The 19,371-nt window shown below is 65.2% G+C and carries 16 protein-coding genes; 4 read left to right on the forward strand and 12 right to left on the reverse strand.

The window, feature by feature from the left end:
* Positions 1 to 66: 66 nt before the first annotated feature.
* Genes ybaK through rsgA form a run of 3 tightly spaced genes read left to right on the forward strand, consistent with a single transcriptional unit; the run spans position 67 to position 2,870 of the window.
* A complete protein-coding gene (gene ybaK / locus MTX35_RS03220) occupies positions 67 to 561 on the forward strand; it encodes a Cys-tRNA(Pro) deacylase (protein ID WP_243593532.1) in 495 nt (164 codons plus the stop codon).
* A gap of 6 nt (positions 562 to 567) precedes the next feature.
* Positions 568 to 1,884, forward strand: a complete 1,317-nt coding sequence (aroA, locus tag MTX35_RS03225; RefSeq protein WP_243593533.1) for a 3-phosphoshikimate 1-carboxyvinyltransferase — start codon at positions 568 to 570, stop codon at positions 1,882 to 1,884.
* The gene (gene rsgA, locus MTX35_RS03230; RefSeq protein ID WP_243593534.1) at positions 1,836 to 2,870 is read left to right on the forward strand and encodes a ribosome small subunit-dependent GTPase A; all 1,035 of its coding nucleotides are present in this window, start codon (positions 1,836 to 1,838) and stop codon (positions 2,868 to 2,870) included. The genes aroA and rsgA overlap by 49 nt, the downstream gene beginning before the upstream one ends.
* A 51-nt stretch (positions 2,871 to 2,921) precedes the next feature.
* Here rsgA and MTX35_RS03235 read toward each other — a convergent pair whose 3' ends face one another.
* The 5 genes from MTX35_RS03235 to MTX35_RS03255 all read right to left on the reverse strand — a co-directional run bounded on the left by MTX35_RS03235 (position 2,922) and on the right by MTX35_RS03255 (position 8,902).
* On the reverse strand, positions 2,922 to 4,172 hold the full coding sequence (locus MTX35_RS03235; protein ID WP_243593535.1) for a fatty acid desaturase: 1,251 nt from the start codon (positions 4,170 to 4,172) through the stop codon (positions 2,922 to 2,924).
* A 122-nt stretch (positions 4,173 to 4,294) separates the two neighbouring features.
* Entirely contained in the window at positions 4,295 to 5,596 is a 1,302-nt protein-coding gene (locus tag MTX35_RS03240) for a fatty acid desaturase (RefSeq protein ID WP_243593536.1), read from the reverse strand.
* 108 nt (positions 5,597 to 5,704) lie between these two features.
* A complete protein-coding gene (locus MTX35_RS03245) occupies positions 5,705 to 6,820 on the reverse strand; it encodes a ferredoxin reductase (RefSeq protein WP_243593537.1) in 1,116 nt (371 codons plus the stop codon).
* A 100-nt stretch (positions 6,821 to 6,920) separates the two neighbouring features.
* A complete protein-coding gene (locus MTX35_RS03250) occupies positions 6,921 to 7,445 on the reverse strand; it encodes a hypothetical protein (RefSeq protein WP_243593538.1) in 525 nt (174 codons plus the stop codon).
* Between the two features lie 11 nt (positions 7,446 to 7,456).
* Entirely contained in the window at positions 7,457 to 8,902 is a 1,446-nt protein-coding gene (locus MTX35_RS03255) for a wax ester/triacylglycerol synthase family O-acyltransferase (RefSeq protein WP_243593539.1), read from the reverse strand.
* A 184-nt stretch (positions 8,903 to 9,086) separates the two neighbouring features.
* On the opposite strand from MTX35_RS03255, the gene MTX35_RS03260 reads away from it, so the two are divergent.
* Complete coding sequence (locus MTX35_RS03260; RefSeq protein ID WP_243593540.1) at positions 9,087 to 9,662, forward strand: Rv3235 family protein; 576 nt, start codon at positions 9,087 to 9,089, stop codon at positions 9,660 to 9,662.
* A 37-nt stretch (positions 9,663 to 9,699) separates the two neighbouring features.
* Here MTX35_RS03260 and secA read toward each other — a convergent pair whose 3' ends face one another.
* From secA to MTX35_RS03295, 7 genes are all read right to left on the reverse strand, one after another.
* Positions 9,700 to 12,612, reverse strand: coding sequence for a preprotein translocase subunit SecA (secA, locus tag MTX35_RS03265; RefSeq protein ID WP_243593541.1), 2,913 nt, complete (start codon positions 12,610 to 12,612; stop codon positions 9,700 to 9,702).
* 341 nt (positions 12,613 to 12,953) lie between these two features.
* Positions 12,954 to 13,622: a ribosome hibernation-promoting factor, HPF/YfiA family gene (hpf, locus tag MTX35_RS03270; protein WP_243593542.1), complete on the reverse strand. Its 669-nt coding sequence runs from the start codon at positions 13,620 to 13,622 to the stop codon at positions 12,954 to 12,956.
* Between the two features lie 201 nt (positions 13,623 to 13,823).
* Positions 13,824 to 14,507 carry a ComF family protein gene (locus MTX35_RS03275; RefSeq protein ID WP_243593543.1) on the reverse strand — a complete coding sequence of 228 codons (684 nt, stop codon included), beginning with the start codon at positions 14,505 to 14,507 and terminating at the stop codon, positions 13,824 to 13,826.
* A gap of 47 nt (positions 14,508 to 14,554) precedes the next feature.
* Entirely contained in the window at positions 14,555 to 16,333 is a 1,779-nt protein-coding gene (gene lpqB, locus MTX35_RS03280) for an MtrAB system accessory lipoprotein LpqB (protein WP_374230231.1), read from the reverse strand.
* The gene (mtrB, locus tag MTX35_RS03285) at positions 16,333 to 18,018 is read right to left on the reverse strand and encodes an MtrAB system histidine kinase MtrB (protein WP_243593544.1); all 1,686 of its coding nucleotides are present in this window, start codon (positions 18,016 to 18,018) and stop codon (positions 16,333 to 16,335) included. The genes lpqB and mtrB overlap by 1 nt, the downstream gene beginning before the upstream one ends.
* Positions 18,015 to 18,692, reverse strand: a complete 678-nt coding sequence (gene mtrA / locus MTX35_RS03290; RefSeq protein WP_027496508.1) for an MtrAB system response regulator MtrA — start codon at positions 18,690 to 18,692, stop codon at positions 18,015 to 18,017. The genes mtrB and mtrA overlap by 4 nt, the downstream gene beginning before the upstream one ends.
* 4 nt (positions 18,693 to 18,696) lie before the next feature.
* Entirely contained in the window at positions 18,697 to 19,362 is a 666-nt protein-coding gene (locus MTX35_RS03295; protein ID WP_243593545.1) for a dTMP kinase, read from the reverse strand.
* Positions 19,363 to 19,371 lie beyond the last annotated feature (9 nt).

The following is a 19,371-nucleotide window of genomic DNA, read 5'->3' on the forward strand; positions in this document are numbered from 1 at the left end:
TCCGTATCTGTCGTTACACAACACAGCTGCCTGCCGCCATGTTCCCGGGCGGTCACTAGAGTCCCGTTGATGGCTGCGTCCACACCCGCTCTGGCCGTGCTCACCGCGCGAAAGGTGGCGCACACCGTGCATTCGTACGATCACGATGCGCGAAGCCAGTCGTACGGCGAGGAGGCGGCCCAGATACTCGTCGAGCGGCTCGGTGTTCTTCCCGAACAGGTCTTCAAGACGCTCGTCGTGGAACGTGCAGATCGCTCGCTGGCGGTGGCGATGGTCCCGGTGACGGCACTGCTCTCACTCAAGGCCGCGGCAGCCGCTCTGCGCACTAGGAAGCTCACGCTGGCCGACCGGGCTGCCGCCGAGCGCTCCTCCGGGTACGTCTTCGGCGGGATCTCGCCTCTCGGCCAACGCAAATCCCTGCCCACCGTGATCGACGTCTCGGCTCTCGGTTTCGAAACCATTCTGTGCAGTGGAGGTCGCCGCGGACTGGAAATCGAACTCGCACCAGCCGATCTGGTGCGGCTCACGAGTGCCGTATCCGCGCCCATCGCCGCGCGCTGATACCGAATGAGAGAAGATGGACAGGTGAGCAATTGGACAGCACCCGCCGCCGTCGCACCCGTCGACGCGACAGTCACTCTGCCCGGGTCGAAATCGATCACCAATCGCGCTCTGATCATTGCCTCGCTCGCCACCGGATCGTCGACGATCACCGGTGCACTGCGCAGCCGTGACACCGACCTCATGATCGACGCCCTGACGACGCTGGGAATCGAGATCATCGCTGCCGAAGACGACAGGACGACACTGCGGGTGAACCCTGCACCGCTGCACGGCGGCGCTGTGGAGTGCGGGCTGGCGGGCACCGTGATGCGATTCGTACCGCCTCTGGCCGCACTGGCCGACGGCGAGGTGTCGTTCGACGGCGACGAGCAGGCGCGTGTTCGTCCACTCGACACGATCCTCGACGCGCTGCGCGCAATGGGAGCCGATATCGACGGCAGTGCGCTGCCGTTCACGCTGCGGGGCACCGGTTCGCTGCGCGGAGGTTCGGTGGACATCGACGCCTCCGGCTCCTCTCAGTTCGTGTCGGGTCTGATGCTCTCCGCAGCGGCATTCGACGAGGGCATCGAAATCCACCACATCGGCAAGCCCGTCCCGTCGATGCCCCACATCGACATGACGGTCGATATGTTGCGACGGGCGGGCGTCCGAGTCGATACACCCGATACCGGTGGTGACGCGAACACCTGGCGCGTGCACCGAGGACCGGTGACGCCCGTCGAGTGGAACATCGAGCCGGATCTGTCCAACGCCACCCCCTTCCTCGCTGCGGCAGTGGTGACGAAAGGCATCGTGCGCGTACCGAATTGGCCCGAAACGACCACCCAGCCCGGTGACGTCTTCCGGGAGATCCTCACCCGGATGGGCGCGCGCGTCGACCTCACCGCAGGCATCTTGACCGTCGAGGGCCCGGATACGTTGCGCGGCATCGACTTCGATCTTCACGACGTCGGCGAGTTGACCCCGACGGTTGCGGCGCTCGCCACTCTCGCCGAAGGGCCGTCCATCCTGCGCGGCATCGCCCATCTGCGTGGTCACGAGACCGATCGCCTTGCGGCGCTGACCACCGAGATAGTTCGACTGGGTGGGCGCGCGGTCGAAACCGACGACGGCATCAGAATCGATCCGGCACCGCTGCACGGCGGCGTCTGGCACGCCTATGCTGACCACCGCATGGCCACCGCGGGTGCGATCGTCGGACTGCGTGTGCCCGGCGTGGAAGTGGACGACATCGGCACGACGGCCAAGACCCTCCCCGGCTTCGAGACGCTGTGGGACGCAATGCTGTCCGCACCCGCACCGACCGGGGTCGGCTCCTGACCGCGCGCCGGTACGACGAGTCCGACGTCCGCATCCGGCCGGGCAAGAGTTCGCGTCCCCGCACCAAGACTCGACCCGAACACAACGACGCCGAAGCCGGCATGGTGGTGTCCGTCGACCGCGGCCGCTGGGGCTGCGTACTCGACGGTGACCCGTCTCGGCCGGTCGTGACGATGCGGGCCCGCGAACTGGGCCGAACCCCGATCGTGGTGGGCGACGAAGTCGGTATCGTCGGAGATCTGTCGGGCAAGGTCGATACTCTGGCCCGAATCGTGCGCGTGGCCGAACGGCGAACGGTGCTGCGCCGCACCGCGGACGACACCGACCCGTTCGAACGCGTCGTGGTGGCCAATGCCGACCGACTGCTCATCGTCGCCGCGCTCGCAGACCCACCACCGCGCACCGGCTTCGTCGAGCGAGCACTGGTGGCCGCGTACGTCGGCGGGCTCGAACCCGTTCTGTGCCTGACCAAGAGCGATCTTGCCGACCCCGAGGAATTCACCGCTGCGTTCTCCGATCTCGACGTCCCGGTGGTGCTGGCGGGGCAATCGGAGGACCTCACGGAGTTGACGGCCATGCTCACCGACAAGGTGACCGCGCTCATCGGACATTCGGGCGTCGGGAAGTCCACGCTCGTCAACAGATTGGTGCCCGACGCCTACCGCGCCACCGGAGTGGTCTCGGGCGTCGGAAAGGGTCGTCACACCTCGACTCAGTCGGTGGCGCTACCGCTCCCCGACGGCGGCTGGGTGGTCGACACCCCCGGCATCCGGTCGTTCGGATTGGCGCACATCTCCCCCGAGAACGTCGTCGCAGCGTTCTCCGATCTGGCCGACACGATCGAGAACTGCCCCCGAGGATGCACGCACCTCGGCCCACCGGCAGATCCCGAATGCGCCCTCGACGCACTCACCGGAGACGCGGCTCGACGCGTTGCCGCGGTGCGTCTGCTGCTCGAAGCCGTTCGAACGAACGAAGCCTGGTAGCAACCACCCACTCGGGGTCGGTTGCCACCAGGCTCGAATTCGGTGCAGAGCTTACGCGGCCTTTCCGACCAGCCTGCGAATTCCCTTGCGCTTCTTCGTTTCTGCGATTGCGGTGCGCAGACCGCGACGCTTACCGGTCTCGGGATCGACGGTGAACAGGCCTGCCGGCGCGTCGGCCCACTTACGCTCGGACGCGGTCTCGGGTGCGTCGTCGCTGGTGGCCTTGAGGTACTTGTTCGGCAGCGACAGCTTCGCGATGGTTCGCCAGGACAAGAAGTACTGGTGGACGATCGAACCCGTCGTGTACGGCAGGTCGTACTTCTCCGCCAACTCGAGCACTCGAACCTTGATCTCCCGCAGGCGATTGCTGGGGAGGTCCGGGAACAGGTGATGCTCGATCTGGTAGCACAGGTTGCCGCTCATGAACTCCATGACGGGACCGGCATTGAAGTTCGCGCTGCCGAGCATCTGACGCAGGTACCACTGCCCCTGCGTCTCCCCTTCCATGTCGGACTTGGTGAACTTCTCCGCGCCGTCTGGGAAGTGACCACAGAAGATGACGGTATTGGTCCACACGTTGCGCATCATGTTGGCGACGATGTTCGCCGTCAGCGTGCTCTTCCACGCGGGCCCGGTCAGCAGCGGATGGAGGATGTAGTCCTTGCCGATCTGCTTGCCGACCTTCTCGAGCACCTCGCGCCGCTTCTGCTCGAACTCTTCGCGGGGCACTCGACCCTTGGCAACCTTGCCCAGTTCGAGGTGCTGAAGCGCAACTCCGTACTCGAAGAACAACTGCAGCAGCAGGTTGTAGACGGGGTTGCCGATGTTGAATGGCTTCCACCGCTGATCGCGGGTGACGCGGAGCAGGCCGTAGCCGACGTCGTCGTCCATACCGAGCACGTTGGTGTACTTGTGGTGGATGAAGTTGTGCGTCTGCTTCCAGTGAGCCGACGGCCCCGTGTTGTCCCACTCCCACGAGGTGGAGTGGATCTCCGGGTCGTTCATCCAGTCCCACTGGCCGTGCATGACGTTGTGCCCGAGCTCCATGTTCTCGATGATCTTGGCAACCCCGAGCATGGCGGTACCGACCAGCCACGCCGGACGCCGACGACTCGCGAACAGCACGGCTCGGCCACCGATGTCGAGCGAACGCTGGAGTCGGATGGTGTTCTTTACGTACCGGGCATCGCGTTCACCGCGGGACGCCTCGATGTCACGCCGGATGGAGTCGAGCTCGTGGCCCAACGCCTCGATGTCGGCATCGGTCAGATGCGCGTACTCTTTGACGTCCGTAATCGCCATGGGAAACAACCTCCTGGCAGTCGTGAACACACAGCTCGCGTATCAGGCCATGTGCAATTCCGTCACCTACCGTATCGTAACTTACGGTTCCGTAGGTTAGCGGCGGAAATCTGTGTGACGATTCACAACCGAACGCGGTCACCCGAGCGACGCAGAGCCTTGGCTTGACGCTTGGCTTCCTTCTTGGCGTTGCGCAAGCTCACGCGCGCCTCCTGCATTGCCGAACGAAGACCTCGGCGTTGTCCGGTGAGCGGATCGATGCGGAGCGCATGGACTGCGGGCGAATCGCCGACGCGCCATCGCCGTTCGGAGGACGTCTCGGGAGCGTTGTCGGACGTGGCACGCAACCACGAGTCGGGCAGCGACAGCTTGTGAATCGTTCGCAGCGCAAGCAGGTACTGCTTGCCGAGTGACCCTGTGGTGTACGGCAAGTCGTACTTCTCGCACAGCGCGTGCACCTTCTCGGCGATCTCCGAGTACCTGTTGCTCGGCAGATCCGGGAACATGTGGTGCTCGATCTGGTAGCAGAGGTTGCCGCTCATGAACGCCATGACCGGACCGGCTTCGAAGTTCGCACTGCCGAGCATCTGACGCAGGTACCACTCGGGTCGTGTTTCGGTCTCGAACTGCCCGATCGTGAACTTTTCTGCCCCGTCGGGGAAGTGACCGCAGAAGATCACCGCGTACGCCCACAGGTTCCGGACGAGGTTGGCCGTCGCGTTGGCAGTCAACGTGGACTTCCACGACGGGCCGGACAGCGCCGGGAACAAGACGAAATCCTTGCCGACCTGCTTGGCGATCTTGCGCGCGAAGGCGCGGCTCGCCGGAGACTTCAGCAGACCCTTCTCGTCCTCGCTGTCCAACTGCTTCTGCGCGTCGTAGTCGTGCAGCGCGATGCCCCACTCGAAGGTGGTGGCGAGCACGATGTTGGCGAGCGGCTGCACGAGGTTGATCGGCTTCCACGGCTCGTCGCGAGTCATCCGCAGGATGCCGAAGCCGATGTCGTCGTCCATGCCGACGATGTTGGTGTACGTGTGGTGCGAGTAGTTGTGGGCGCGTTTCCACTGCTCGGACGGTCCGGTCTGATCCCACTCCCACGAGGTGGAATGAATCTCCGGATCGTTCATCCAGTCCCACTGCCCGTGCATCACATTGTGGCCCAGTTCCATGTTCTCGATGATCTTGGCGACGCTGAGCATCGCCGTGCCTGCGATCCAGGCCGGCCGATACTTGCTGCCGAGCAGAACCGCGCGGCCACCGAGCTCGAGCAGCCGCTGCAGCCTGATGGTCCGACGGATGTAGGCGGCATCGCGCTCGCCGCGGCTGTCTTCTACGTCTCGACGAATCGCATCCAGTTCACGACCGAACGCTTCCATGTCCGCTTCGCTGAGATGAGCGAACTCTTTGATGTCGGTGATGGCCACCGGGTCCTCCAACAGTTGAGTGCAGTGCCCGAAATATCGGGTATCGACGTGGGCAACCTACGTAAGCGTAACCGAACAGCCTGAGAAGGCAGTGTGCGAAAAACAGACCTACAGTTCCAATGTGCAGTCGCCCGCAGCTGCGGAAATGCACGTCTGGACGCGGTCGCCCTCACTGTGTTCCTTGCCGGAACGCAGGTCGATCACGTGCCCTGCCGTCAACGGCACCACACACGTCTGGCAGATACCCATCCGGCAGCCGAACGGCATCTGAACGCCGACGTTCTCGCCGGCTTCGAGCAGACTGGTCGCGCCGTCGACGGTGGTCTTCTTGTCCGACTTGGAGAACGTGACGGTGCCGCCTGCACCGGAGGTGTCGGCGCGCGAGATCTCGAACCGCTCCAGGTGAAGCCGGTCCTCGATTCCCTCGCGCTTCCAGGTCTTCTCGATTTCTTCGAGCAGAGCAGCGGGCCCGCACGCCCAGGTGTCGCGCGTGCGCCAGTCGGGATACAGCTCGTCGAGAGAGGCCAGTGCGAACTTGCCGTCCGATCGCGTGAGCTGCACATGCGAGGTGAAGTTGGGGTGAGATTTCTCCAGCGCGGCGATCTCGGCGGCGAACATGACCTCGTCCTCGGTGGGCGCCGAGTGGATGTGCACCGTGTCGGGCATGTCACCGTGCCGATCCAACGCGCGCAGCATCGAGATGATCGGGGTGATGCCGCTGCCTGCCGTGACGAACAAGATCTTGTTCGGCGGCGGTACGGGCAGCGCGAAATTGCCCTTGGGCGCGGCGAGTCGAACGATGGTTCCCTGCGGTACGCCGCCGACGAGGTGCGAGGACAGGAAGCCCTCGGGCATCGCCTTCACCGTGATGGAGATCAGCTTGTCTTCCCAGTTCGGTGGCGAGGTCAACGAGTACGACCGCCAATGCCACCGTCCGCCGAGATGCAAGCCGATCCCGATGTACTGACCGGGTTGGTAGTCGAAATTGAAGCCCCACCCGGGCTGGATCACCAACGTCACCGCCGTTGCGGTTTCCTTCTCCACTCGCACGATGCGGCCGCGGAGTTCGCGAGCGGACCACAGTGGGTTCGCAAGATGCAGATAGTCGTCGGGCAACAAGGGAGTGGTGATGCGAGTGAAAGCACCACGCACCATGTTCAGCCTCGGACGCTTGGGTGCCGATACACCGGCAGCCGGAGCCTCCAGCCACTTCTTCAGATCCATCGGGTGTTCCATCCCCTCGATCGAGAAACCGATCCGCTTGTGGTCATCGAGGTTACGCTACCGTAGGTTCGGGGCAGGGTCACCTCCGCCGGGTGGCGAATCAGAGCAATTCGAGCAGAAAAGAAAGCTCCTGCGGGGCGTACCACGCCAGCGTGTGGTCCTCTGCGTCCCCGAGGACGAACTCGGCATCCGCATCACCCATGTCTGCGGCGTCGACGGCCGCAACGGCCTTGGCAACCACCGATTCGGCCCCTTCGAGATCGACGTGAACCGACGCGACCTGATCCATCCGCAACGGTTCCTTCAATCGGACGACGGCGTCGTCGAGGTCGGGTCGCAGGGTCGGGTCGTCGACGTCGGCTGCGATCACGGCCCGCCGGTACACCACGCCCTCGGCAACCGTCCCGGTGTCCGCCTCGTCGTCGACCGCAGCAGCGATCAGTCTCAAGGAGGCGCGCGCTGCCTCCCCCATCGCTACCTCGGCGAGCTCCTCGTCGTCGCCGGAGGAGTACGCCTCACGCAGCGTCGGGGTCACCGCGAAGGCGGTGCGTGAGACCGGGCTGAACTCGCCCTCCGCCGACAACACTTTCAGGAACTCCAACGTCGCCGGAACGTAGACACGCATTGCAGAAGACCTCACACTCTCGATTCGTTACTGGCGTCGACCAACTCTTCCAGCGCCTCGTGCAGCAACGCCGTCACCACATCCACGTCCGGCATGGCACCTCGATCGGCATTGAGCCCGAAGAACACGTATCCGTCGTACGACGTCAACCCGATACTCATCGCTTGGTTCTCGAACAGCGGCGACACCGGATACATCTCGAGCATGCGCGCACCGCCGACGTAGAGCGGAAACTGGGGCCCGGGAGCGTTGGTCACGATCAAATTGAACACCCGCTGAGAAAGCCGGCTGCCGGCCCGCGCACCCATGGCGTGCAGGCTTGCGGGGGCGAATCCGGAGATACGCATCAGCGTCTGCGCGGTGACACCCCGACTCTGCTTGGCGTGTGCCTCGGTGGCGTGCGCGATGTGCGAGAGCCGCACCACCGCATTCGATTCACCGACGGGCAGGTCGACGAGGAACGACGAGACCTCGCTGCGATCGTCCTCGGTCGGTTCGGCCGGCCGGTCCGTCGCTTCCACGAAACCGACACGATCTGCGGAGACGTACACCGACATCGGCACCATGGCCCGCACGGTGGACGAGGCAGTGACGGGCTCGCCCCGCGAGAGCAGCCAGTTGCGCAGTGCGCCGGTGACGACGGCGAGCACCACGTCGTTGATCGAGCAGTCGAATCTGTTGTGGATTCTGCGATAGTCCGCGAGCTCGGTCTTGGCGACCGCAAACCTCCGGTTTCGCGAGATGGGGGCGTTCAGCGGACTCGACGGCGCACTCTGAGTTGCGGTGCGCAGCACCGCCGCGACCTTCCCTGCGGCACGCAGCGCCTCGCCCGCGACACCTGCCACACCGTGCACCGCGCCGCGCAAGGCCTCGATGCTCTCGCCCGGGCGCACCACCAACTCGGTCAGAGCGTCGATGACGAGAGCCGAATCCTTGGGTGCCCGCGCAGGCATCCACAGTTCCTCGGCCATCGGCGGCGGATTCTTGCTCGCGTCCAGGATGACCTGACCGATGTCGAGTGCGTGCTCGCCGTCGACCAACGCAGAGTGGGATTTGGTGAAGATGGCGAAGCGGTTCTTCGAGAGCCCCTCGACCAAGTACATCTCCCAGAGCGGCCGAGTGCGATCGAGTGGGCGAGATGTCAATCGCGCGATCAGATCGTGCAACTGTTCGTCCGATCCCGGCTTGGGCAGCGCCGAACGTCGGATGTGATACGTGATGTCGAAGTCCGCATCGTCCACCCAGACCGGCCGGGCCAGTCCGAAGGCAACCTCGCGAACCTTCTGCCGATACCGGGGAACCAAGGCCAGTCGTTGCTCGACCAACGTCAACAGACGGTCGTAGCTGAAACCACTGCGTGGGGTCCGAAAGATGGCAAGCGAGCCGAGGTGCATAGGACTGCTGCTGGCCTCGAGAAAGTAGAACGACGCATCCTGCGCTGTCAGCCTGGTCGCCATCTCGTGTTCCGGTCCCCGTCCTCGCATGAAGTACGCGCCGATTCCTGTGGCCGAGCGCGCGGTGTGCTCGAACCTAGAGTACGTGGCGGACGAATGTCGGTCGCGGGGCCGTTCGAGGACCGTGTCGCGTGTGTTTCGTCGGTTCCGGGGGAACCGATCGCGGTCCGGGACCGTCAATGTCGGTGTGAGCGTCATCGAATCCAACGACCCGCCCGAGAGCCCGGACATATCCGGGTCGGTCGCCCGGCTCCGCGCCGAACATCACTGCTTCCTCTCGCGTGCCGCTCCGTTCGAGCCACCGCTCGCCACCGGGGCAGTGCACACGTGGGATCCAGCGACCACCACCGAACCGACGCCGGTCAGGCACCGAGCGACGGTGCGCAGCAACCGTTCTCGACGGCGCACCGAGCCTCCCGGCCGGCCGCCGGTACCTGCCGATGCGAGGGCTACCGCTGACCGCGCCATGCGCATGCTGATCGAGGTGATCGATCGACGACGCAGTGCCGATCAGCTCTCGCCGTTGTTCACCACCTCGATGATCGATCTGGTGCGGACCATCGTGCGCAATCCGCCACCGGGACGGCGGCTCGGATTTGCCGCGGTACGTCGAGTACACGTGGCCTATCAGTCGGATGTGTCCGCAGAGATCTTCGGCTCGTACACCCGTGGACCACGGATGTTCGCCTTCGCCGGCCGAATCGAGCTGGCCATCGACCCGCGCCGTCCCGGATGGACGGTCACCTCGCTGCGCGTGGGATGAGGGTCGCGTCCTCGTGCAGCGACGCGACCCACGACCGCTACTTCTTGCGCTTGGAGCGAGCGGCCTTCTTCGGTGCCTTGTTCTGCGTCCTCGCCGCTTCTCGGCGCTCCCGACGGGTTCCCTCCGCCGCGGACTCGCCGGCGGACCGGGAGGGTTCCGATCTCCGAACGTCGGTTCCGCCGCCCTCGGCCGGCCCGGAGAAGGTCAGTCTCTGCTCGTCCTGCTCGTCGAGACCCTTCGCCCGCAGAGCGGAAGGGACTGCGGGAGCCGAAGGAGCGGGAGCCGAAGGAGCGGGTGCCGCAGAAGCGGGTGCCGTGCCGGTCGTTGCAGGTGCAGCTGCAGGGGTCGCGGCCGGGCGGCCGGTGCCCATCGGAGAGGCCAGTCCCGGAGCCACGGCGAGCCCCGCGGAGGCCGCGGGCCCTGCCGGAGCCGGGGTCGCCTCTACCTGGAGGTTGAACAGGAAGCCGACCGACTCCTCCTTCAGGCCGTCGAGCATGCCCTGGAACATGTCGTAACCCTCGCGCTGGTACTCGACCAAGGGGTCGCGCTGCGCCATCGCACGCAGGCCGATGCCTTCCTTGAGGTAGTCCATCTCGTAGAGGTGCTCGCGCCACTTGCGGTCGAGGACGGACAGCAGGACTCGGCGCTCCAGCTCTCGCATTCCGTTCTCGCCTGCGATGCCGTCGATCTCTGCCTCGCGGTTGGCGTACGCGGAGCGCGCGTCCTCCAGCAGTGCCTCACGCAGCTCGTCGCGACTCAGATCGCCCTTCTCGCCGTCCTCGTTCTCGCCGGCGAGCACCTTGTGGTCGATACCGACCGGGTAGAGGGTCTTCAGCGCCGTCCACAACTGCTCCAGATCCCAGTCCTCGACGTAGCCCTCGCCCGTCGCACCGTCGACGTAGGCCGTGATCACATCGGTGATCATGCCCTCGACCTGGCCCTCCATGTCGGCCCCTTCGAGGATGCGACGGCGCTCCTCGTAGATGACGGTGCGCTGCTGGTTCATCACCTCGTCGTACTTGAGCACGTTCTTGCGGATCTCGAAGTTCTGCTGCTCGACCTGGGTCTGAGCACTCTTGATGGCCTTGGACACCATCTTGGCTTCGATCGGGACGTCGTCGGGCAGGTTGAGCCGGGTCATGATCGACTCGAGTGCGCCGCCGTTGAAACGGCGCATCAGTTCGTCACCGAGCGAGAGGTAGAAGCGCGATTCGCCCGGATCACCCTGACGACCGGAGCGGCCTCGAAGCTGGTTGTCGATGCGGCGCGAATCGTGGCGCTCGGTACCGAGAACGTACAGTCCCCCGGCCTCGCGCACGGTGTCCGCATCGGCCTTGACCTGCGCCTTGACCTCTTCCAGAGCAGGCTCCCACGCCGTCTCGTACTCCTCGGGGGTCTCGACCGGATCCAACCCCTGCTTGCGCAGCTTCAGGTCGGCGAGGATGTCCGGGTTGCCACCCAGTACGACGTCGGTGCCACGACCGGCCATGTTGGTCGCGACGGTCACCGCGCCCTGACGACCTGCCTCGGCGATGATCGTCGCTTCCTGCTCGTGGAACTTCGCGTTGAGCACATTGTGCGCGACGCCGCGCTTGGTGAACTGCTTCGACAGGTACTCCGAGCGCTCCACGCTCGTGGTACCGATCAGGACCGGCTGCCCCTTCCCGTGCCGCTCGACCACGTCGTCGACGACCGCGTCGAACTTGGCCTCTTCTGTCTTGTAGATCAGGTCGCCGTTGTCCACGCGGACCATCGGACGGTTCGTCGGGATCGGAATGACGCCGAGACCATAGATCTGATGGAGCTCCGCAGCCTCGGTCTCGGCCGTACCCGTCATGCCCGAGAGCTTGTCGTAGAGGCGGAAGTAGTTCTGCAGCGTGATCGTGGCAAGAGTCTGATTCTCGGCCTTGATCTCCACCTTCTCCTTGGCCTCGATCGCCTGGTGCATGCCCTCGTTGTAGCGGCGTCCTACCAGGATGCGGCCGGTGAACTCGTCGACGATGATGACCTCGCCGTCGCGGACGATGTAGTCCTTGTCCTTGGTGTAGAGCTCTTTCGCTTTGATCGCGTTGTTGAGGTAGTTCACCAGCGGCGAGTTGGCTGCCTCGTACAGGTTGTCGATGCCCAGCTGATCCTCGACCAGCTCGACGCCTGCCTCGTGCACACCGATGGTGCGCTTGCGGATGTCCACCTCGTAATGGGTGTCGACCTTGAGCATCGGTGCGATACGGGCGAACTCTCCGTACCACTTGCTCGACGCGTCGGCCGGTCCCGAGATGATCAGTGGAGTACGGGCCTCGTCGATGAGAATCGAGTCGACCTCGTCGACGACGGCGAAGTTGTGGCCCCGCTGCACGAGATCGTCGAGCGAGTGCGTCATGTTGTCGCGCAGGTAGTCGAAGCCGAACTCGTTGTTGGTGCCGTAGGTGATGTCGGCGGCGTACGCTGCGCGGCGCTGCACCGGCGTCATGCCGGAGAGGATCACGTCGACCGAGAGACCGAGGAAACGGTGCACGCGGCCCATCCACTCCGAGTCACGCTTGGCGAGGTAGTCGTTGACCGTGACCACATGTACACCCTCGCCCGAGATGGCGTTGAGGTAAGCGGGGAGAACACACGTCAGTGTCTTGCCCTCGCCGGTCTTCATCTCGGCGATGTTGCCGAAGTGCAGGGCGGCACCGCCCATGACCTGAACGTCGAAGTGTCGCTGCGAGAGCACTCGCCAGGACGCCTCACGGGCCACGGCGAATGCCTCGGGCAGGAGCTGGTCCAGGGTCTCACCGGCGGAGTACCTCTCCTTGAACTCCGCGGTCTTGCCGCGCAATTCGTCGTCGGAGAGGCTCTCGACGTCCGGAGCCAGGGTTGAGACGTGGTCGGCGATGCTCTTGAGCCGCTTGACCATGCGACCTTCACCGACACGGAGCAGCTTGGAAAACGACAGCGACGGCACGGGCTTTCTCGTCCTCGATCCTCGGTTCAGGGGTACTGGTACGAACAACACTGCTGCACGAAAAAGACTGCTTCTCGAACAACACTGGATACTGCACGAGCTCACGGGTCGGCACCACGGCTTGTGCGCGGCGGGTAACCCGAACGCGTCCATGGTAGGCGGTGTCGCTGCGGACCCGGCAGCCCGACTCACGGTCACCCGACATCGCCGGTACGCGACCGGCGATCACGCCGACACAGCACTGCAGGCCCGACGTGGGGATCGAGTCTCCGGTGTCGAGCCTGCAGCGTTGGAAAGATTTCACGGACGGCGAACGAATCATGCCGCCCCGGGCGGTCGGGTCAGGTGAGTCTGATCAAGCCGTAATCGAAGGCGTGCCGTCGGTACACGACCGAGGGGCGATCGCTTGCGCTGTCGTGGAACAGATAGAAATCGTGGCCGACGAGCTCCATTTCGTACAGGGCGTCGTCGACGCTCATCGGTGCAGCCGAGTGGATCTTCGTCCGCACGATGTGACCGGGGCCGCTCTGATCGTCCTCGAAGGAGTCGAGTTTCGTTTCGGGATCGAGTGCAAGCGCGTCGTCCTCCGCGAGCTCGGCAGTGGCCTCGGCGACGGAGACGGGTCTCTTCTCGCCGTAGTGGACCTTGCGACGGTCTTTGGTACGCCGGAGTCTGCTCTCGAGTTTCGACGTCACCGCTTCGAGTGCGGCGTAGAAACTGTCGGCGCACGCTTCGGCTCGAACGACCGGGCCCTTGCCCTTCGCGGTGATCTCCACGCGTTGACATGCCTTGGCCTGGCGGCGATTTCGTTCGTGTTGCAGTTCGACGTCGAACAGGTAGATGGAGGGATCGAAGCGCTCGAGGCGAGCCAATTTCTCGGAGACGTATATCCGGAAGTGATCCGGAATCTCGACGTTGCGGCCCTTGACCACAACGTCCGCATTACTCTTGGCGGGTTCTTCCGAGGGCTTCTCGTCGAAGAAAACCGAGGCTTGTGAAGGGGTCGTCACGCGTACCTCCCGATATCGGCCACGCCCACTGTTGGACGTGGCAAGTGTTCATGCCGAATGGGGAACCTTCCGGCATCTCGAGTCCGGGGCATCACCTCACATCTGGTCCAGTCGGTGCGTGTCCGCGACGTTAGTCGGTCATCGACTCGTGTGCCACCGTTCACACCGAATTGGTTGTCGGCGTGTCCCCCCAACTCGCCGTCACGCACTGGCCACCACCAGTGCGCCGGCCACCGGCACTCCGAAACCGGTTAGCACTCTTGCCGATTCGGCCAACGTTGCGCCGGTGGTGATGACATCGTCGATCAGCAGAACCGTGAAGTCCGTCGACCCCGCCACCCGTGCGTCGGATCGAGGACGTACCACCCCGACGCCCTCGATTCGGCCCGCCACGTTGTGCTGACGTTGCCCGGCCGACAGTCCGACCGAATCGCGGACTCCGCCGCTCATGCGGAGCAACTCGGGAACGAGCACTTGCTCCGGTGCCAACTGTTCGGCAGCGATTCGAGCGCATTTCAGAACGGGATCGCCCCCGCGAGCGCGCGCCGCACGAGCCCGAGAGGGCGCGCAGATCAGAATCAGCGAACTCAGTTCGGGTGGATCGATCTCACCTGCCTCGCGTAGATGTCCGACGGCCTCGGCGAGCGCTCGCCCGAAAGGCCGGGCCACCGACCGTCGACCTCGCTCCTTCAGCGCGATGACACCGGTGCGCCGCGGCCCGCTGTACGTGCCCAAGGACCAGCACGGCACACCGGGATCGACACGCGGACGAACGGCGATGGGCGGGACGAAGAGAGCCACTGAACACACCGAGCACCACGACTCCCCCGGCGCACCGCACCCGGCGCATTCGAGGGGCAGCACCAGATCGAGGAGTGTCCGCATGGACCCGGAGTCTGCCCGGACCCACCGACACGCATCTGCGGCCGACCTCAGCCGGGCAGAATCGGCACTGCTTTCACCCCGGCCAGACCGGTGACCTCGCGCCAGTACCGGTCGCCGACCGGATCGGCGTTGTTGAGAGCGAAGACCGCCCGCGCGTCGGCGACGTACTCGGTCTCCGGGGACGCATCGACCGCCAACACCGGAGTGGTCAGGTTGCGCGAAGGCAGCGCGTCCATCCGGGAGCCGTCGACGGTCACCTGCACCACCGGTGTGTCGGTGGCGACCCGCGCGATCACGATGGTGTCGCCGGTACTCCAGTCCAAACTCGTGGCGTCGCTGCCGAGTCCGATCGCCACGGCCCTCGGCTCGGTCAACGAGTACACACCCGAGGGCTCGCGCACCACCGTTGCCACGTACACGACGCCGTCGACGATGAGCGCTGCGCGCACTCCGTCGCGGGCCAGTCGCAGTTCGGTGATCCGGTTGCCGAGAGTCGTGACTGCGGTGGCCTCGACCGGTATCACCGATACCTGGCCGGTCGAGGGATCGCGGGCCGCTCGGATGACGTTGGTGCCGTCGATCACCGCCCAGGCCGCGTTGTCATCGGCTCCCCAGGTGGGCCGCGTGATCGATTGACCCTCCGCCACCGGGAACGCGCCGCCGTCGTAATCGCCGACCATGAGCGTGCTCGACGGCGCGGGGGCCGGCCGTCCGGTGTCCGCGACACCGGCCACGAGGGTGCCGTCGTTGGACAGCGCCACCGAGCGCAGGTTACGGGCCTGCCCGAAGTACCCGGGAGCGGGCGTGGTCTCCGCCTCGTCGACGCGGAGCAACGTGCCGGACGCCAGTGCGTGCAGTCCGACGCTGTCGTCGGCGCTGCCGAGCGGATCGAACGAGTCGACGCCTGCTGTCGTCCACCCGTCGGGCTTGGTCGTATCGATCGGTTGACCGTCCGCGAGCAGCACGTAAGGACCTGGCACCTCGGCCGAGGCCAGGGTCCAGATCACCTGAGCGGCGAGTAGTTCCCGATCACGGTCGCCCTTGTTCTGCAGGCCGCCGAAGTCGATCTTGATTCCGCCGAGCCCCACCCCCACCTGGGAGGTCTGACCGTCGGCCTTGGTGATGGGACCTCGAATACTCACGTCGTCGGAGAGTTCGTTGCTCACCGCTGCCGACAGCGCCGACTTCGGTCCGTCGATGAGCAGCTGCACGAGTTGATTGGCGAGTTGGTCCTGCGATCCGCTGGTCCACCGCACATCGGGCACGAGCACGCCACCGAGCGGATCGACGAAGTAGAGGGAGCGCTGCTGATAGGTGTTCAGAAACGCGGATCGATCGATGACGACGCCCGGCGGTAACTTCGAGATGCGCCACTGACCGTCCACCCGCTTCAGCTCGAACGCGGCGTCGAAGGTGTCCGAGCCTGCCTGGTACTCGCCGCCGGAAGCGAGCATTCCGGCCGTCGTCGACCGGATCGTGAACTGCGCGGTGTCGGTGGTGCGCGGCCCGGACAGGGTGTCGATCCGGTCGGCGACCACCGTGCGTGCGCCGTCGTCCCAGGTTGCCGACGCCTCTGCCGTGAGAAACTGCCGCGCGGCCTGATGCCTGTTGGAAGAGACGGCGCTGGCCTCGAAGAAATCGTCGAGCAACCGATCCGGCTCGCGTCCGGGTTCGGGGGCCGGAGCGCTGGTGGGCACGGCACCGGCGGTCAACGTGCCGATGGCCTGCGGGCTCGACGATTCGGGAAGGCTGGCGCACCCGCTGGCGAGCGCGACAACGAGCGCCCAGACGGCCAGCACGCGAGCGCCACGACCGGTCGGTCGGATCACGTCGCGGGCTCCGACGCGGACGTCTTCTGTGCGGTGATAGCGGGAATCGGTTGTCCTTGAGCGTATTTCTTGGTGCTGGGCTTGAGGGGCAGTGGGGAGCCGATCACCTTGTGCCCGCGAACGAGCGGCACTGTGAGTCGGAAGCATGCGCCTTCGCCTACTGCACCCCACGCTTCGAGCTTACCGTCGTGCAGGCGGGCGTCCTCGACGCTGATCGCCAGACCGAGCCCGGTGCCGCCGGACCTGCGAACGCGGGAGGGGTCCGAGCGCCAGAACCGGTTGAACACCAGCTTCTCTTCGCCGGGACGCAGACCGATTCCCTGGTCTCGCACCACGAATGCTGCCGCGTCGGCGTCCGAGCGAAGCCGCAACAGCACCGGCTTGCCTTCTCCGTGATCGAGTGCGTTGGCCAGAAGATTCCGCAGAATTCGTTCCACCCGTCTGGGGTCGACCTCGGCGATCACTGCGGTCTCGGGCATGTCGACGATCACTTCGGTACCGGTCTCGCGCGCCAGGTGTCGCACGGTCGACACCGCCGCTCGGGCACACATGCGCAGGTCGAGCTGTTCGGCGGCCAATTCGGCGACGCCTGCGTCGTGGCGGCTGATCTCGAGCAGGTCACCGAGCAAGGTCTCGAATCGGTCGAGCTCGTTGACCAGCAGCTCCGAGGATCTCTTGAGTGCGGGCTCCAGGTCGTCGCTGGCGTCGTGAATGAGGTCTGCGGCCATCCGCACGGTGGTCAACGGGGTGCGCAGTTCGTGGCTGACGTCGGAGGTGAATCGGCGCTGCAGGTTGCCGAACTCCTCGAGTTGAGTGATCTGCTTGGACAGGCTTTCGGCCATCTCGTTGAACGACATCGCCAGTCTGGCCATGTCGTCCTCACCGCGAACCGGCATGCGCTCCTTGAGCCTGCCGTCGGCGAAGCGCACCGCGATTCTCGATGCCGATCGAATGGGCAGAACCACCTGGCGCGCGACGAGCATCGCAATCGCTGCGAGCAGTACCAGGAGCACCACAGCGCCGATGAACAACGTGCCACGCACGAGCGAGAGAGTGCGGTCCTCGCTGGCCAACGGAAATATGAGATACAGCTGCAGGGCGGAGATGTCGGATCCGGTGGGTGATCCCATGATCAGCGCGGATCCGGAATATCCGCCGTCGCTGTCGGTCACCGTCGCGTACTGAGAGCTGATCAGGCCCTTCTTGACGAAGTCGCGCAGACTGTTCGGGATCTGATCAACGGGACCGACCGACGCCTCGGCGCGGGTGGCGTCGCCCTCGACGATCAGGACCGGATCGAACGACCCCGCCGAACCGGTGGTCGACGCGGCGTCCAGATCCTGGTTGGTCAGAGCGGCTCTTGCTCGTTCGAGGCGTGTCGCGAGCCCGCTCGAATCGTCGGCACCGGCGAGGTTGCCTTCGACGGTGGTGCGCGAACGGTCGAGTTCCTCGGTGGCAGCGGACAGTTTCGCTTCGAGGAGTCGATCGGTGATCTGGCTGGTCAACACCACACCGAGGATGAGGATGACCACCAGGGACAGCGTCAGCGTCGATACGACGACGCGCAGCTGCAGTGAACGTCGCCAGGCATGACCCAGCGACGTACTCAGCGAACGGAACCACCGCAGTAGGGGTGAGAACTTGCCGTTGATCCGCCGCCGAGAATGGGAGAGACGGATCACGGCGGTCCGGCCTTGTAGCCGACCCCCCTCACGGTCAGCACCACCTCGGGGTTCTCCGGGTCCTTCTCGACCTTCGCGCGTAGACGCTGTACGTGCACGTTGACCAGTCTGGTATCGGCCGCGTGGCGGTAGCCCCAGACCTGTTCGAGCAACACCTCTCGCGTGAACACCTGGCGAGGCTTGCGGGCCAGGGCCACGAGCAGGTCGAACTCGAGCGGGGTGAGGGAGACCAGTTCGTCGCCCCGACTGACCTTGTGTGCAGGCACGTCGATGACGATGTCTGCGATGGACAGCAATTCGGCCGGCTCGTCCTCGGTCCTGCGCAGACGCGCGCGCACTCGCGCGACCAGTTCCTTGGGCTTGAACGGCTTCATGATGTAGTCGTCGGCGCCGGACTCGAGGCCGAGCACGACATCGACGGTGTCGGTCTTGGCCGTCAGCATCACGATCGGCACGCCCGAATCGGCTCGCAGGACCCGACACACGTCGATGCCGTTCATGCCGGGAAGCATCAGATCCAGCAGCACCAGGTCCGGCCGGTTCTCGCGCACGGCCGCCAGTGCTTGAGTGCCGTCGCCGACCACGAAGGGCTCGAATCCCTCACCGCGCAACACGATGGTGAGCATCTCCGCCAGAGCCGAATCGTCGTCCACAACCAGAATCCGAGGCTTCATGGTCCTATGGTGTCACTTTCCGCACGCCTGATGGCTGATTGAACAAGTCGGCGGCGAGTCGATCGGGATCGACGTCGGCAGTGACGATCCGCCACGGCGACACCCAGTTCGAGTCGGCGAGCAGACCGTACGCGGCCGAGGTTCGGCTCTGCAGCGAGCCGTCCCGCTCGTAGGCATCCCGGGTGCGAGCGACGTCCGCGCTCTCGCGAGCCGCGGCTCGCTCGGCGGCGAGCGCCACGGGCACGTCGAGAAGGATCTGGACGTCGGGAATCGGTGCGAGGAATCGCTCGAATTCGAGTGACCTGATCCACTCGACGGCCTCGCCGTCGGCGGATTGCTCCAACCGAGCCGCGGTGTAGGCCGCATTGGACGCCACGTACCGATCCAGCAGCACGATGTCGTTGTGCGAGAGCAATTCTCGAATCTCCTCGCGCGCCTCTCGGCGATCGAGTGCGAACAGAAGAGCCATCGCGTGCACGCTGCCCGCGGTGTCGCCGTGCTGGCCGTGCAACGCCTCCGCGGCCAGATCGGCGTGGACCGACCGGTCGTACCGGGGAAACCCGATGCGCACGACCGTCAGACCGTCTCGTTCCCACGCCGAAACGAGCCGACGGGCGAGCGTGTTCTTGCCCGCTCCGTCGACTCCTTCGATGACGAACAGTTTTCCCACCGTCGGACC

Source organism: Rhodococcus sp. ARC_M12 (assembly GCF_022810385.1).
In the GTDB taxonomy this organism is placed as follows: domain Bacteria; phylum Actinomycetota; class Actinomycetes; order Mycobacteriales; family Mycobacteriaceae; genus Rhodococcoides; species Rhodococcoides navarretei.

Bases quoted from the DNA above. Each gene is read 5' to 3' on its own strand.
- mtrA (WP_027496508.1), bottom strand. From the start codon at position 18,692: ATGAAGCCTCGGATTCTGGTTGTGGACGACGATTCGGCTCTGGCGGAG.
- MTX35_RS03245 (WP_243593537.1), bottom strand. From the start codon at position 6,820: ATGGATCTGAAGAAGTGGCTGGAGGCTCCGGCTGCCGGTGTATCGGCA.
- MTX35_RS03275 (WP_243593543.1), bottom strand. From the start codon at position 14,507: ATGCGGACACTCCTCGATCTGGTGCTGCCCCTCGAATGCGCCGGGTGC.
- MTX35_RS03235 (WP_243593535.1), bottom strand. From the start codon at position 4,172: ATGGCGATTACGGACGTCAAAGAGTACGCGCATCTGACCGATGCCGAC.
- aroA (WP_243593533.1), top strand. From the start codon at position 568: ATGAGAGAAGATGGACAGGTGAGCAATTGGACAGCACCCGCCGCCGTC.
- MTX35_RS03250 (WP_243593538.1), bottom strand. From the start codon at position 7,445: ATGCGTGTCTACGTTCCGGCGACGTTGGAGTTCCTGAAAGTGTTGTCG.
- MTX35_RS03255 (WP_243593539.1), bottom strand. From the start codon at position 8,902: ATGGCGACCAGGCTGACAGCGCAGGATGCGTCGTTCTACTTTCTCGAG.